General features: G+C 51.3%; 9 protein-coding genes. All 9 read right to left on the reverse strand.

What is annotated here, in order from left to right; genetic code table 11:
* Positions 1-161 precede the first annotated feature (161 nt).
* Positions 162-2,291 carry a copper amine oxidase N-terminal domain-containing protein gene (locus QMD53_02650; GenBank protein ID MDI6799557.1) on the reverse strand — a complete coding sequence of 710 codons (2,130 nt, stop codon included), beginning with the start codon at positions 2,289-2,291 and terminating at the stop codon, positions 162-164.
* Positions 2,292-2,488: 197 nt separating this feature from the next.
* Entirely contained in the window at positions 2,489-3,925 is a 1,437-nt protein-coding gene (locus QMD53_02655) for a DUF5667 domain-containing protein (protein ID MDI6799558.1), read from the reverse strand.
* Entirely contained in the window at positions 3,900-4,481 is a 582-nt protein-coding gene (locus QMD53_02660) for an RNA polymerase sigma factor (protein ID MDI6799559.1), read from the reverse strand. The genes QMD53_02655 and QMD53_02660 overlap by 26 nt, the downstream gene beginning before the upstream one ends.
* 341 nt (positions 4,482-4,822) lie before the next feature.
* A complete protein-coding gene (locus QMD53_02665) occupies positions 4,823-7,030 on the reverse strand; it encodes a S8 family serine peptidase (protein MDI6799560.1) in 2,208 nt (735 codons plus the stop codon).
* A gap of 85 nt (positions 7,031-7,115) precedes the next feature.
* Positions 7,116-8,879 carry a polysaccharide pyruvyl transferase CsaB gene (csaB, locus tag QMD53_02670; GenBank protein MDI6799561.1) on the reverse strand — a complete coding sequence of 588 codons (1,764 nt, stop codon included), beginning with the start codon at positions 8,877-8,879 and terminating at the stop codon, positions 7,116-7,118.
* On the reverse strand, positions 8,869-10,824 hold the full coding sequence (locus tag QMD53_02675; protein ID MDI6799562.1) for a DUF5693 family protein: 1,956 nt from the start codon (positions 10,822-10,824) through the stop codon (positions 8,869-8,871). Before QMD53_02675 ends, csaB begins: the two co-directional genes overlap by 11 nt.
* Before the next feature lie 113 nt (positions 10,825-10,937).
* A complete protein-coding gene (locus QMD53_02680) occupies positions 10,938-12,422 on the reverse strand; it encodes a DUF4127 family protein (GenBank protein MDI6799563.1) in 1,485 nt (494 codons plus the stop codon).
* 92 nt (positions 12,423-12,514) lie between these two features.
* Entirely contained in the window at positions 12,515-13,573 is a 1,059-nt protein-coding gene (locus QMD53_02685) for a SpoIID/LytB domain-containing protein (GenBank protein MDI6799564.1), read from the reverse strand.
* Between the two features lie 572 nt (positions 13,574-14,145).
* Positions 14,146-15,441: an N-acetylmuramoyl-L-alanine amidase gene (locus QMD53_02690; GenBank protein MDI6799565.1), complete on the reverse strand. Its 1,296-nt coding sequence runs from the start codon at positions 15,439-15,441 to the stop codon at positions 14,146-14,148.
* Positions 15,442-15,452: the final 11 nt, after the last annotated feature.

A 15,452-nucleotide genomic window follows, 5' to 3' on the forward strand; every position in this document is an offset into this window, starting at 1 on the left:
GCGGTAATGGTGAGATGGAGGGAAAGGAAAGGAAAGGAAAGAAAAGGAAAGGAAAGAAAAGAAGGAGAAGAGAGAAGTTAGGAGAGAAAGAAAAGACCCCTCTTTCGAGGGGTCTTTTCTTAATGCTTAGCCTAAATAACTTCTCTTTAAATCTTTAAGACTTAAAGATAGGTTATATAGACGGTTTGGTTAGCGCTGTTCCAGTCGACGTTACCGCCGAAAGCCTCGGCAACGTAGCGAGCAGGAAGCATGGTGCGTCCACCGACAGTCTCAGGAGCGACGTCCATAGTGGTCACAGCTCCGTTCTTGTCGAGGTTCTTGCTGCCGATGACCAACTTAACCACGGTGGAACCCTTGGTTAGAGTAACGGTCTTAGTGGCAGCGTCCCAAGCGATCCCGCTCCCGCTGATGCCCATGGCGTAGGCGAGATACCTAACCGGCACAAAGGCGCGTCCATCCTTGGTGTAGGCCTTGGCATCCATGACATAGGTGACACCACCCGCCGTATAGGTGTTTTGGCCTATCACGAAGGTAGCCTGGGTCACGCCGGACACCAGGTTGGCGTTGGCCACCTTCATCTGGTTGGAGTTCTGGAGCTTAGCATAGACAGAGCCCAGAACCGCGCCCGCTTGAGCGTTGTACTTAATGCCGGTTATCGTGAGCGTTGACGGGCTGCCCACGCTGGCCACGATCACGGGGATCCTGAAGGTATCGTTGGCATAGTAGCCCGGGATCCTGGTCGGGGTTCCGATGACCATGTTGCCGCTAACGGTAACCGTCGGAAGGACGCTATACCACTCCACGCCGCTGGGCAGACGGATATCGATGTTGCCAGCAAAAGCTCCGGCAAAGTTCTCGGTTACGGTCAGGTTGCCCACGGAAGCGCCTTGATCGCCCAGCTTAATGCTAGGTTTGGAAGCTGCGGCTATGCTTCCTGGAAGCCTAAGAAGGCCAACCTTAACCGTGCCCGCCGTGGCGCCGGCCGTGCCGCCGATGGCGATGTTTAAGTCGCCGGGCAGAGCATCGGCATTGGGGGTCATGGTGGGCATGGTTATATTGATCCGAGATCTTACCGTGCTGGCGATGGCTATGGTGATGGTGACCACCTTGCCATCGACGCTCAGGCTGGTGGCACCCAGAACCAAGTCGCCTGTCGCAACTGCTACGGTCGGAGCCGCCGTAAAGACGACATTGTCAGGAGCGGTTAAGGTGATGTAACGGCCGCTTCCGATGAGGGAGCCTGCCGCGTTCTCCTCTATCCTGATGTTGCCGACCGCTTGGGCCCCGCCGCCGATCGTCAGGTTGGGGATGGGGCTGGTGGTGCAGGTGTTCTCGGTGCCTAGGCTGATCACTTTGGCTATGGACACATCCTGGGCTTGGATGTCGGGATCACTCCCGCCGACCGTAACTTTGATCTCTCCGGGCGGAACTTGGGCTCCCACATTCAAACGGGCGGCGGTGGTGATGGTCATCCGCGAGCGGTTGGTGCTGGCCGCACCAACCGTCCAGGTGGCCACCCTATTGGCATTGGTCAGGGTCGCCATGTTGCTCACTAGAGTCAGCGCGCCGGCGAGGCCGTTTACGGTGGTTACAGTGACCACAGGAGCAGCGTTGAAGGAGGTTCCGCTGGGAGTGGTAACGGTAATGGTCTGGCCGTTCGAAAGGACGCCGGCCACGTTCTCTTCAATCCTGAGTTGTCCGATAGCCTGATTATTAACACCGGCCAGAACGTTGGGTAGAGGCGAAGTGATGCAAGTGCTGTTTGTGCTGGCGTTAACGGCCGTGCCTATCTTGACCGTGCCGCTTACCTGACCGCTAGAAGAGGTGATGGTAGCCAGAACATCACCTGGGGCAACGGTATTGTCGAGATCAACTGAAAACGCGCCTGTGCCACCAGGTATGACTATCGTGCCGCCCAGACCAGTCGAGGCAGCTATCACGGTGGCAACTACCTGATCAGCGCCGGACGCAACAAGAGCCGTGGTTACGTCAGTAGCCGCGGCATATCCATTGCCCGCACCTGCAACTATCGCCACATTTTGAGGGGCCGTCGCAACGAAATCTACGCCGCTCGGCAGGGTGACGGTTACCGTTGTGCCAACAGCAAGTTCTCCCGCATAACTCTCGGTGATGACCACATTGCCGATAGCTTGATTGGTCGCATTGATCAAGAGGTTGGGAGGAGAGCTAACGCCGCTGACGGTGGCCGCAAAGGCCGGCATGGCCATCATGGGGACCAAACTTAAGGCCATCATGGTAGCCACAAGTAAAGCGATTGCTTTTCTTTTCAAGTTTCTTTCTCCTTTTTTTGTTTGTTTTGTTTGGTTTATATTTTTCATCTTCTATTAACACCCCCTTCCCGATGCTAAATTTCTTTAAACTTCACCTTGCCCTTAAAATGCGACAAACTAAAGCAAAAGACTCCTTATGACATTCATCCCTAATTATAGACGAAATATGGGCAAAATGGTTACGGATTTGTCCGCCTTTATTTTTTATCTTCTTCCCCACCAGCCAGCAGGGTAAAGGTTGATGCGGTGGTGGAGCTGACATTACCGGCCAGATCTGTGGCCAGAGCGCGGACGAAATAACGCCCGCCTTTAAGTTTTGAGCTGGCCAGGGTGAATACGTTATCTGCCAAATCCTTGAAGGTTAAAGTGCTGCCGCTCCTAAAATCTGGCGCGGTTGAAATTTGCAGGGTATAACTTGCTGCATCTCCGACCAACTGCCAGGCGAAGGTTGGGCCGCCGCCTTCAAAAACCTGACCGTCCAAGGGCGCCTGCAGCGAGAATGAGGGAGGGGCCGTATCCAGGATTACCCTGATATCGGTTGAGCTATAACGTCCCAAGCCGTCAAAGACCTTGATGGTATAGACGCCATTATCCAGGGCGCTCCCGCCGTCATCTCGGCCGTCCCAGCGGGCCCAGTAAGAGCCGCCGCTTTCGTTCTCCTTAAATCTCAAGTTCGAAGAGATGACAATGTCGCCCCTGAAGATGGCCCCGCTCAACCTCTGGCCGCTTCTGGCTTTTAAGGTGATCTTGACCTCATCTTTTACAGAGTCGCCGTTGGGGCTGAAGTTTAAGTTATCAGCGGCAAGATCGCTGATGGTCAAAGGGGCAAGGGACGCCCTCTGATAGGTGGCCGCCAAAGTTGATGATTCCAAGGCCGGCTGGCCTGGCTCACCCGCCTCTCCACCCAGAGAGGGGTTTAAAGGATCAGGTGAGGCGTCATGGGCAGGTGATTGATTTAAGCCGCCGCCCTTTAAGGCTAGCTCTGCTCCGCCGATGAGCTCGCCTGCCCTGATAAGGAGACCGGCTTTATCTTTTGATATCTCTGGCGCCGCCAAGTCTTCTGCCAGCCTAATATTCTTATCGAACTCGGCCATTAGGGCCTCTTTGGCCCCGCCAGCCGCTTCTTCTTCCCTTAAGTTTTTGAGCTCATCCAGCCGCTTTTGGGCAAACTTTACGTGAAGGCGGGCCTTGGATTCATTGCTAACGGCAAAAACCAAGCGGGCCGATTCGGCCCCTTTTTTCAAGGCGTAGAGCGGGCTGGTCGGCAAGGCACTTTCAGAAAGGGCGGCCCCTCCGCCAAGAAGGGCAAAGCATAATACGCTCGCCACCGCCACTCTGGCCGAAAGCGAAAAGGCCCTGTAATATAGGAATGAATTCTTGGCCCGCCCCCCCACCGGCGCTTGGTAAATCGAGCTTATCAGCTTCTTTTCAAACTCGTCGGCAAAAACGGGGCTTGGTTCTTCTTCAAAGAGATGGGCCCTTAGAAGCTCATCCGCTCTGAGAAGAACCTTAAGATCACCGGCCAGAGCCCGGTGACTTGCAATAATATCATCAAACGTCTCGCCCTCATTGAGCTTTAAGAGGGCTTCTTCAAACATGCGTTTAAGTTCAAAACTGCCTACCGTCATGTCCATTCCCTAACTTTTTACCAAGTGATTCCACTGCTCTAAAAGCGAGCGCCTTTACAGCGCCCTCCGTCTTGCTTAAGACCTCGGCCACCTCAGCGTTGGTCATGCCAGACATATATTTTAAGAGTATCACCCGCATCTGATCTTCGGACAACTCCAAGACCGCCCTTTTGACCCGCTCGTATTGGAAGGAGCTTAAGACCGCCTCTTCCACGTCGCCAGCGCTTGGCGAGTTCAAGGCCGCGTCCATTGCCTCATCGCCGCCCACAAAGAGGCCGTCATGCTTGCCTTTGGACCGATAATAGTCGGTGACCGAATTGGCCGCTATCCGCATCATCCAGGCCACAAAGACCAGGCCATCACCACTTAAGGTTGGCAGCTTCTCAAAGGCTTTAAGAAAGACCTTGGATGTTAGGTCTTCGGCTACCTGAGCGCTGCTTACCCTGTAGTGAATGAAGCCATATACCTTTTTCAAATAGAGTCGATAAAGCTCCGAAAAGGCGGCCTCATCGCGCTCTTTGGCCCGTTTTACCAGACCCAACAATTCCTCTTCGGAGATCACCCATCGACTCCGATCAAGAAAAGGGGGCTTTCGGCCCTTTTTGGTTTAGACGTTTGAGAAGCCATAAAGTTACTCCCAGTTTGAAAAGGGTAATTTCTAAGAGATGAGAGAGATAATTTAAGGACGGGGTAAGACCAAATCAAGATATGACCAATCGTTTGGCATCTTCTTTCTCATGAGTGAAATTATAGACCAGCGGAGGCCAAGATGGAAGGTTTTTGCGAAAATGAGATCGAAGAAGCCATTAACGAATTAACGTTAATGCGGTAATGAATTGTCTGATGAAATCCCCCGCTTTAAGGGGAGCGCTGGGTGTGGAACAAGCCAGTGAAGAATAAGGCTTAAGAAGCATATGAACGCAGAAGACGGGCGAGAATGGCCGAGACTTCCGCCCGGCTGGCGCGGGCGCGCGGCCGGAAGGCGCCGCCCTGATAGCCGTAGATGAGGCCATTATTTCTGCACGTCATAATGGGTGAATAGGCCCAATGGGCGACCGGGACGTCCAAAAAAGAAGGGCCTGAAGTGCCCGGAGCGAGGTTGTTTAATGCAAAGATCATGCTGGATATCTCGGCCCTAGTGGCCGGGCCGTCCGGCCTAAAAGAGCCATCCTCATAGCCGGAAATGACGCCATGAGACTTGGCCGCCTCGATGTCTAGATAAGCCCAATGAGAGGCAAAAACATCCGGAAAAGAGGGCTCTTTTGGGCCTGTCCGATCCCAGCCTCGTATTTTACAGATAAGGGAGGCGAATTCGGCCCGGCTGACCGGGTTGGTTGGACGGAAAGAACCATCGGGATAGCCGCTGATGAGCGCTTGAGCGCTTAAGTAGCTTACATCCTCAAAAGACCAGTGAAAATATGAGAGATCGTTAAACTTAAATGTTTGACCCTCAAGCATTAAGCTCAAGAGATAATCCTTGTCGTCGCTGCCACTTCCCCTTCGAGCCGAAATTGATATGTAATAAGTACCAGAGGAGACGGCACGGTAGTCGATACGTTCTTTTGCTCCCTGGCCATTAGAGACGTTCAAGGGGCGGTGAAGGTAATCGTAGAGCTTTACTTCGTAATTGGAGGCTTCAGGGATGTTGGACAGAATTATTGAAAGCTCTTTGGGTGGATCGGAAACCGTGAAGCTATAAGTATCGAAGTCATCGGCGTATTTAGCCATCTTGGCTTTGAGGCGACCAAAGGAGATGGGGTAAGCCGTAGCAAAGGTATCGTTTGGCTCATAGGGGTCGCTGATGATCAGCGGGGAGATTAAGGCTTTAGCCGCATCTATTCGGCCAAAGCCATAATATCTGTCCCAGCCGTAATCCCCCCTATCCAGAGCCGAGCTCTCCAGCGCCCGCTCCACCTCGTTCGCTTTTAGGGCGGGATGGGCGGAGCGGATAAGAGCGGCCAGGGCAGCCACGTGAGGGGTGGCCAAAGACGTCCCCATCCCATAGGTATACGAGGCTGACCTGGATGTGCTGAGTATCGGCCTTCTTGAGTCTCCACCGGGAGCAGCCAGATCTACCGCATCTCCATAGTTTGAGTAGGGAGCAATGTTGTCATGAACATCGGTTGCGGAGACGGCTATCACGTAGGGAAAGGCTGCCGGATAGATAACCTCTGCCTGAGCGTCATTTCCAGCGGCGGCAACCACAACCACGTCTTTTCTTCGAGCGTATTCAACCGCCCTAAGCAGGGCCTCGGAACGACTCGAACCGCCGAAGCTTATATTTATTATGTCAGCTCCGTTGTCGACCGCATAGGTGATGGCTTTAGCGATTTTATAGTCATCTCCGTAACCTTGTCTGTTAAGGCCCTTAATGGGCATTACTGGGCATTTCTGAGCTAGAGAGGCAATACCCAAAGCATTATCACTGACGGCCGCTATTATGCCGGCCACATGACTGCCATGCCCGTTTGAATCGTCGTCTGCGACGCTGTTGTTTCCGTCTACGAAGTTCCAACCATAAGAATCGTCAATAAAGCCGTTGTTATCATCATCGAGGCCGTTTGCCGGTATCTCGTCAGAATTCTGCCAGATGTTTGCGGCAAGATCGGGGTGATGCAAGTCTATGCCGGTATCGATGACAGCAACGACCACTTCCGAAGATCCGGTAGAGATATCCCAAGCTAAGGGCGCCCCGATGAGATTCAAATTCCATTGTTCGTGAAAACGCGGATCGTTTGGGACCCTGGCGGCCTGGCGGAAGCCGTTCGACTCGGCAAATTCCACCAAACCCGATGATCGGTAAGCCAAAACCAACTCTTCAGCCAGAGAGGCGTCAACCGATTCCACAAGCTCGATACCTAACTCTTCAATAAATCCCTTGCTGCGAGCTCCAATCGCTTTATTCAGACCTTCTCTCTTTTGCCTTGTCAACCCGGGTATAAACTTTACGATGATCTCGCCCGCAGCCGAAGTGAGAGCTGATCCCGCCAAAGGAGCCCGCGATAGGCTCAAACCTTGAGCCTTTGCATCCAATCCCACCAGAGCCAGAAGGAGCATGGCCAGAAAGCTTAAAAGAACGATATATGATATTCCTGTTTGATGTCTTTTCATTGAGTTCATATCGGTCACAAGATTAAACCATATAAATATTACGTGGAGCAACGGTCTTGAAGATAATGAAAGAGGCGACGATGATTTAAAAGCGATCTTTGATAACCAAGTAAACAAATTTGGGAAGGGAGAGGGCGACCCGCTTAAATCTCTTTTTGGGCTGAGCCAAAAGACGGTAGAGCCACTCCAAATTCAAGCGCTGAACAACGGCGGGAGCCCTCTTGGTCCTGCCGGAGATGACATCGAAACTGCCGCCTATGCCTAAAGCCAGGGGTATTTTCAAGTCTTCTTGGTTAGTCGCTATCCACTTCTCCTGCTTGGGAATACCAAGACCTACAAAAAGTATGTCAGGTGAATCGGCTCTGAAGCCGCTCATCATATCCTGCTCCTCCTTGGCAGATAAAAACCCGTGGTAAGTGCCTATGACACTAAGGCCGGGGTATTCCTGAGACAGATTTTGGGCAGCAGCGGCGGCGACGCCATCTTCACCGCCAAAGAAGGCGACCTTATAGCCTTTCTTTGCGGCCAGAGAGCTTAGAGCGTAGACCAGATCGACGCCGGTTACTTTGGCTCTCAGGCGAGCGGCCCATTTTATACCGAAGCTGTCGGCAAGGACCATGTCGGATTGATTGATGATGGAACAGAGCTCCTTGTCATTCTGAGCGAGAACGGCCATTTCAGTATTTAGGGTGATGACCCTGTGGGAACCACCCTCTTTGATAAGGCGCTCAAGGAGCGGAGTGGCTTCTTTGAGCCCCATGACGTCAACCTTAAGGCCAAGGAGATAAGTTTTTTTAAGAAGACCCAGGGCGAGCTCAGCGGCCGAGTGAGCCTTGGCAGAAAGTCTTTCGATCGCCCCTTCTTGAACGGGGCTGTATCTCTCTCCTCGTAAACCGGCTCTTACCTTAGCAGCCGCTTCTTGGGCAGAGAATGATTTAAGTCTTAAGGGGGGCTCGCGGCCAACAAGCTTGAGAAAGTTTTCGACCTTAGGGTCGTAGAGGATAGCCAGAAAGGGCACTTTGACCTTGGCGGCCATCACGAGGGAATGGAGGGGGATGCCGATAAGAAAATCGAGCTTGCTGATAGCCTTGAGAGTGGCCAGGGGATCGGGTGCGTCCAAGATCTCGGCCCTACCTGTCATCCTGACCTCTATCTCCTTGGCAAAGATGAGGTCTTCGGGATATTTCATGGGAATGAGGATGATATCCGCCTTCTCTTCGCTTATCAGCCGATCGGCTAATTCGGCAAGTCTTTGAAGATCGCCGCCCGGCCAGTCGCGGGGGGCGATGCCGATGTAAGGACTTTTGCCCTCGCCTTTTTCGGGGGGCTCAAAGGGGATGTCAAGACCAAGAACAGGATCGGCCAAGACGATGATCTCCTTTTTGACCCCAATCTCTTCAAGCAGCTCCTTGGATTGAACGTCCCTGATGGTGATAAGATCGGCCACAGAGAAGGCGCCGCGGGTAAAGCGGCGCGCAGAGACCCTATTTAGGGGCCCCACCCCTTGAGAATAGATAGCAACCTTTAAGCCAAGCATTTTAGCCAAAGCTATCAGGCCACCATAGTAGAGCACACTATTTAATCTGAAGATATCCTGAAACAGACCGCCACCACCGCTAATAAGAAGATCGGAGACCTTCAGTATCTTAACGATCGCAAAAAGATCGCTCCGGCTCACCGCTTGAACGCTAAAGGTGTGAGCCGTCTTAACGGGCTCAGATGATAGGACGGTTATCTCAGCGTCTGCCATTTCTTCTTTTATGGCCATGATGAGAGAAAGAAGTATCGCCTCGTCGCCTACACTATCAAATCCGTAGTAGCCGGAGATGACGACCCTCTTATGAGGCATTTTTGATGAATTTGGCCGTTGCTTCATATATAAAAGCAGCAACAAGACCGATCAGGAGACCCAGGACCAGACCATTGAAACTCCTAAAAAGAGAGACCCAGAGGGGCGAGTAGGTATGGCAGAAGGTATTAGCGAGCGATATCTGGCCAATCGTTGCCAAAATAGCCAAAGCCCATGTCGTTTTGCGGTCAAAAAGACCAGATGCGGCAAGGATGAGGGCGGGATGGCCAATGAGAAACTCCTTAAAGCGTGGCCTGACCAACAAGATGCTATCTAAAAGCTTTCTCAATAACAGCTCTGAAGCAGGCACGAATTCGGCCGAAGCGTTGCCCGAGCGGATTAAATAAAAAGCGGCGGCGGCCGTCATAAACCCGCCCAAGATGACGTATTTTACTAGGATGGGTTCATTGAAAAACTCTTTAAGACCGCCTTTTATCGGCTGCCACCTCTGGCTGAGGATATGGATAACCGCCAGTATAGGCGCCAGATAGGCTATCTTAACGCCGGTGAAGGTGTCCACACCTAGCAAGAAGCTCTCCCTTAAAAGAAGAGAGGAGACGATTAGACCACCAGTTAGGGTTATGAGTGAAACCTTGATGAGAAGAATAGCGGAAGAGAGATACCTCAAAGGGGAAGACTTCTCTTTTATTATCTCTTTTTCCATTGAAACCAAGCTAAGGGCAGGAAAGAGACAGGCGGCAAGCAAGGCGAGGCCTTTAAAGAGCATAACCTCCCTGCCCGTTGCTAAGAAGGCGACAGCTACGATGGCTGAAAAAAGAGCCAAGATAGCGAGGCGGCTAACCTTCAAGTGATGAAGGAGGAGAAGGGCAAAGCCGGCCAAGACAGCAAGTGAGATAAGGGCTGTCAAGAGGGTGGTGAAAGGGCTCTCCTCAACCTTGGGAACGCTGAAGTCTCCTAGGCGGTAACCGGCCGATACCAGGCTCTCTCTAACATTTTGAAGGTAGGCGATGTTACGCTCGGCCAACGAGGGGCCGGTCGCTCCCTTCAAAAAGAAACGCAGGTAAACTAGGCGTATACTTCTATCCCGCACGGCCGCCCGGATGGTGGCCACCACTTCGGCCGGGGTTGATTTTTCAGTTCGCCACTCGGCAACCTCGTGTATTTTTACTCCTTCTTGGCCAGCCGATTCGACAAGAGACCCTTTGCCTTCTATGGCAACCATCTCAAGAAAACCGAGCCCCACGCCCTCCCTTTTTAGGGCTTCGGTAAGATCGGCTATGGAGACTTCCTGATTGGCACCGGGGGGAGCATAGGCGGCCACCTCTTTACCAAGGGAGATCGCTATATCGGCCCCGATAAGATGAATGTTGTTAACGATAGTCTGAATGCCTTCCTTTTTTATGCGCCCGTCATTTCTTAGCACGGCAACCGTTTTTAAGCCTCTCTCGTGGATCATGGCAACCATTTCAGGGTCGTAACCCATTGAGAGCATCTCTATCTCTTGATCGACGGTGGCTATCTCTATTAGACGATCGCCCACCATTTTGGCCACCTCTTGGCCGTAGCGCGAGCTTAAGTTGGAAAAAGCCCGCCGGCAAGCGCTAAGATCGGTAAAGAGTATATATTGATAGCCGGGTCTAATCCGGCTCAGCGAAAAACCCTTCTGGCCAAGGGGGGCGGATGTTGCATAGAGGCTTCTAATCTCAGCGCCACAGAGATATGCGGCCTTGCCTTTTATGGTGAGATCCATAATTGTGTCTTCGTAGATGGCAATATCGGTAATCTTGGCCTTTTTTGCCTCATCCAAGAGGTTGGGGATACTCCGACCGGAGAGCCGGGAGAGTTCCGTTAAATCCCTGAAGTCAAGGGCAAGCTCAACCACATTATTCTTGGCATCGATGACCATCCGGTTATAGCCGAGGATGAGAGAGGCTATAACACCTACAATGACCATGACCCTAAGCATTTTTTTGATATCGATCATTCTTCCCCTTCCAGCCTAAAGAGGCAGCGAGTCATTTCAATTTAAGCTTAATGAAACCCAATACACAATGATTTCTCTCGATTTTTGCATGCATCCATTCATATTGTTCAATTTTAGGGGTTTATTTCGACCCGAAAAGAAATATCAAAGAGCCTATCCCAAGGAAGAGCGATTTCTGACAGATACACATTTGGAAAATTATTCGCCAGGTCAGTGGCAAAAAAGATCGGTAGGTTCGAGTTTAGATCGGCCATAACCGCCTCAATAATATATGGCGGAAGAGGAATGCCGCCATGGGCGAGACCGTAGCGATCCAGAATCTTCCGTCTTATTCTGGCCTGGTATCCCCAATCCTCTACCATCCTTAGGGCCAAATTCTGAAGGTGAGCGTCCTTGTTAAGGCTCTCCTTCTGGCGATAGAGACTATAGAGGGAACCTTGAGCCAGGGCCGTGCCGATACTGTTGGCCGCAGTATTCCAGCCAGAATAGGCGGCTAGACCGAATAACAGCCTCTTTTCGGCCAGAAGCTTCATCAGGGAGTCGTCTGCCCCGTTTGCATATGAGATATCCGCCAAAGCAACCGGATAGCCCCGCGATATCAAAGATTCTATTTTATTAGCCAAGAGATGATGATACTCAGAAGGCGGCCCCCCGCTCTGGGCGGAAGCCTCTCTGACGCCGTTTTGCGCCGCATTTATCAGCAAGACAAGATCTGCAGCATCGGGATCGCTGACCGGTTGACCTCCCAGCGCATTGATTTTTAGAGACATGCTTGAAATAAAGGGCCTATCCTCGTATAAGAGGATGGTCCTGTTCTCCAAATCGCTTAGAGATGTGACAAAAATTTTTGGTTTGTAGCCGCTTAAATCATTTACGGCTCGCGCAAACAAGAGGGAGCCCAATTCATCGGCACCGTGAAAAACCTCAACCCGTCTGGCCTTCTTGTTTGCGGTCGCAATAGCCTCGGTTAGACGATTGCTCCCCTTGTCGGCCTTGCTAAATGATACGACATCGTCCAGGCTCACTATGAGAAAGTCTATTTTGCCCGATTCCACCATCAAAAGGGTCTTTTCGGTCATCTGTAAATTGAGATTTCGGCGGTTAATGGCATCGGGACTAAAAGAATGCTGCTCCCCTCTGGGGTTAAGGGAACGCATAACCGTAGAGAAGGCATATACCGGCGCATTGATAGCATCAGTTAACTTATAGAGCTTAGTGATGCGATCTTGGAGCTGAGCGGGCTGCAATTGGTGCTTGCGGGATGGTACAAGACCTCCATAGAAGAGGGTGTCTAGAGAAAGGACTAGGGCGTCGGCCTCCTTGGCGTTCTTAAAGACCCATTGCCAAATGTGCGGAGCATCGGTTGTGGCTTCTCCCGTATTTAAGAGATCGGCAGGTGGCAAGATGAGTTCTATTCCATCGCCCGTTTTAGATAGGGCAATCACATAATCGTAATTTATCGGTCTATTATCTAATGGAACGTAAAGTATGGTTAGAGGGGGATCTTTGACTAAAGCTTTTGTTTTTGTCTGAGGAAAACTTATGGAGGTTATGATTATTAGGGGGATAAGGGCAAGAACGGAAAGCTTTTTGCACATTTATTAAGACTCCAAGTCCTCAAATATTAATAAACCCCAAAGCGCCTCTCATTATATGAAGAAAAGGGAAATACTTCAACCTCGGCGAGTCACTAATACTTTATAGTTACAGCCTTGGAGGCGCCGTCCCAACTTACGCTGCCCCCAAAAGCTTCCGCTACCCAGCGAGCGGGAAGCATGGTTCTGCCTGTGCCGGCTATCTCGGGAGATACGTCCATCGAGATAACGGCGGCGTTTTTTAATAACTTTTTACTACCAATCGCTAAGGTGACAATATCCGCCCCTTTGGTCAGGGTGGCCGTTCTGGTGAGACCGCTCCAGTCGATCCCGCTATCAGCTATCCCTAGGGCGTTGGCCAGATATCTAACCGGTACATAAGTGCGGCCACCCTTGATGTAGGGCGGCGCATCGGTACTTGTAAAGACGTCATTTAAACTATACCCGGCCTTGCCGATAATCATAGTTGCGGTCGATTTTTTGGCCTCTTCCTCGCTGCCACCCGAAATGCTAAACCAGGTGCTCTTTATAACGCCCGTTCCGAGAACTTCTCGAAGCTTGCCTGCCGATATCTCTTTTGTGCCTTGACCCCCGGTCAGTTTTACCGTGCCGACTCTTCTCTCTCCCCTAAGAGAGGCAACCTCGATCCCCTTTAAGGCCCCCAAAACTGAGGTTTCCGGATTGGCATTAAGTTTTGCCTCTAATTCGGAAAAAGTAAATGTGGCTCTCCAGTCGCGATGAGGCGACGAGGCGCAAAACGGACAGCTGGCGGCTTTAAGATAGTTTAAAGCATTGGTCCAGACATTTTCGCTATTTTCGGTCGAACCGCCGCAAGTGGAGTGATAGTAGGCTATGATTGGGCTGCCGTTTGCCATGATCAGCTTGACCGCCGTTTCGTTAACGGCCGCTGTAGTGGATGGCTTTTCGTGGTCGACCCCCAAATATACTTGGCAATGAGTTGTGGCGCAAAGGTCGTAGGTGCCGTGCTTGCCCAGATTTTTTACGGCATAGTTACGGGCGGCACAGGCCTGAGACTTTAAAGCCTCTTTGGGCCAGCCAAAGGGCATCTCGGAGGGAACGCAGCCGTAGAGATACTCTTCTATGGTGAGCTCGTTTATGGCGGTAAGACCACTTGAGGTTATTTGAGCGATCATTTGACCGCGAAAGCGATTATAGCTTGTCTTTTGGGGAAGACTTATCATGCCCGATACAGGAATAAACCGTATCGGATAGACATAGGTTCCCATGCTGATGCCATCAGGCGTTACCAGTTGATATTGAATGCCGGAGAGACGAACCCGCCATACCTCGTTTGGACCGGCCGTTGCCAGTATCTCTCCTGCCATCTCTATATGTAAACCGGATGGAGAGGTGAAGAGGATCTCCGTCTGCCCAGTAAGCACGCCTATCTTTATGGAAGCAGGCATAGCCCCGTCTTGAACCGTAGACCCCGCATAGTAGTGGGCCAATATCTGATCGTAAGTGAAGCCGGCCTCGGCCATCCCTTTGGCTCCCCACTGGCAGAGCCCGACGCCGTGACCCCAGCCATGACCACTAAAGGTTATTTGGGCATCCGAGCTAAAGGCAAGGGCTGAAGAGAGCGGGATTATCATAATGGAAAAAAGAACCAATAGGGTTAATAACATTATTCTGCTTGCTCTGAAAATAGGAATAATTCTCATAGTAGAATCCATTATTAGCATATCGACCTTCTAGCCGTCCACTCCTAATAAGTAAATAGCTTAAATATTATCTTCGATATTTCGGCTCTTGTGATATCATTCTGCGGCCTAAAGGTGCCATCGGGATAGCCGCTGACGATTCCGTTCCCCCGGCAGCTTAATATTGATTTCAAAGCCCAGTGGGTATCGGCGACATCCGAAAAAGTTGTCTGAACAAGATCTGTCTTAAGGCCCGCCGTAGCCGATACCATGGCCGCGATTTCAGCTCTGGTTATCTTATTTGCGGGCCTAAACGTGCCGTCCTCGTAACCGTTTATAACACCGTTAGCCTTAGCGCTCTCTATGTATAAATAATCTTGATGCGAGGGAGATACATCGGGGAATGATTGAGACGATGGATTTATCAGCGGCCACTTCTTGGCCTTGCATATCATCCTGGCAAACTCTGCCCTATCTATCTTGAATTCGGGAACAAATGAGCCGTCCGGCCTGCCACTAACGACGTTTTCGATGGTCAATCGCTCTATATAGGGATAGGCCCAGTGCTCGGGAGGAACATCGCTGTAGTGGCGGAGTGAAAGATAGCTGTTTAGGCCGCTCGCGATACCTTGGGCTATCTTTTGGCGATAATCCGGGGTCAAAAGAAGTCTCGCTTCGTCCTGGTTGGATACGAAAGCTCCCTCAATTAAAGCTGAGGGCATATTGGTGCCGCTTAAGACGACGAAAGTCGCTTTCTTCGTCCCTCGATCAGAGGAACCCAACTCTTTGATAAGGCCCTGCTGAAGATTTATGGCCAGAAGTCCACCGAGTGGGCTGGCCGGATAGTAGTAAGTCTCTACTCCGTTTGCTAAGGGATTATATGCGGAGGAATTATTATGGATGGAGATAAATACGGAAGCATTGGCCGAATTAGCAAGGGCGCACCTCTGGTTAAGGGTTAAATAATCGTCAAGACTTCTGGTCATCACGCTGGAAAATCCCGCGTTATCGAGCAGGTTCTTTAAACGAAGCGCGATGTCGAGATTGGCATCGGCCTCATTGAGCCTCAAGTTACCGGTTGTAACATCAACCCGGTTTGGGAGGGCCGTGAACTGATTGATTTGACCATCGATAAAACCTGAGCTTAGAGCGGTATTGAGTGAGCCATCGGTTATGAATATTGTCTCACCGCTTGAGATATCCATGAAAAAAGCAGGGCTACGAGCTCCCGTGTCTTTGCCACCGTGACCAGCATCTATGCAAACGAGGGGAGCGGCCAGCGCAGATTGCGCGGACAAGACAAGTACTAGGATTGAGAGAATAGTGGCTCTTGCCCCTCTAGTTAGCTGTTCAAACTTCAAATTGGCCTCCC

The sequence above is a fragment of the Actinomycetota bacterium genome, from assembly GCA_030017835.1.
Lineage (GTDB): Bacteria > Actinomycetota > Aquicultoria > UBA3085 > Oleimmundimicrobiaceae > Yes70-04.

Bases quoted from the DNA above. Each gene is read 5' to 3' on its own strand.
- QMD53_02655 (MDI6799558.1), bottom strand. From the start codon at position 3,925: ATGGACATGACGGTAGGCAGTTTTGAACTTAAACGCATGTTTGAAGAA.
- QMD53_02665 (MDI6799560.1), bottom strand. From the start codon at position 7,030: ATGAAAAGACATCAAACAGGAATATCATATATCGTTCTTTTAAGCTTT.
- csaB (MDI6799561.1), bottom strand. From the start codon at position 8,879: ATGCCTCATAAGAGGGTCGTCATCTCCGGCTACTACGGATTTGATAGT.
- QMD53_02675 (MDI6799562.1), bottom strand. From the start codon at position 10,824: ATGATCGATATCAAAAAAATGCTTAGGGTCATGGTCATTGTAGGTGTT.
- QMD53_02680 (MDI6799563.1), bottom strand. From the start codon at position 12,422: ATGTGCAAAAAGCTTTCCGTTCTTGCCCTTATCCCCCTAATAATCATA.
- QMD53_02685 (MDI6799564.1), bottom strand. From the start codon at position 13,573: ATGATCGCTCAAATAACCTCAAGTGGTCTTACCGCCATAAACGAGCTC.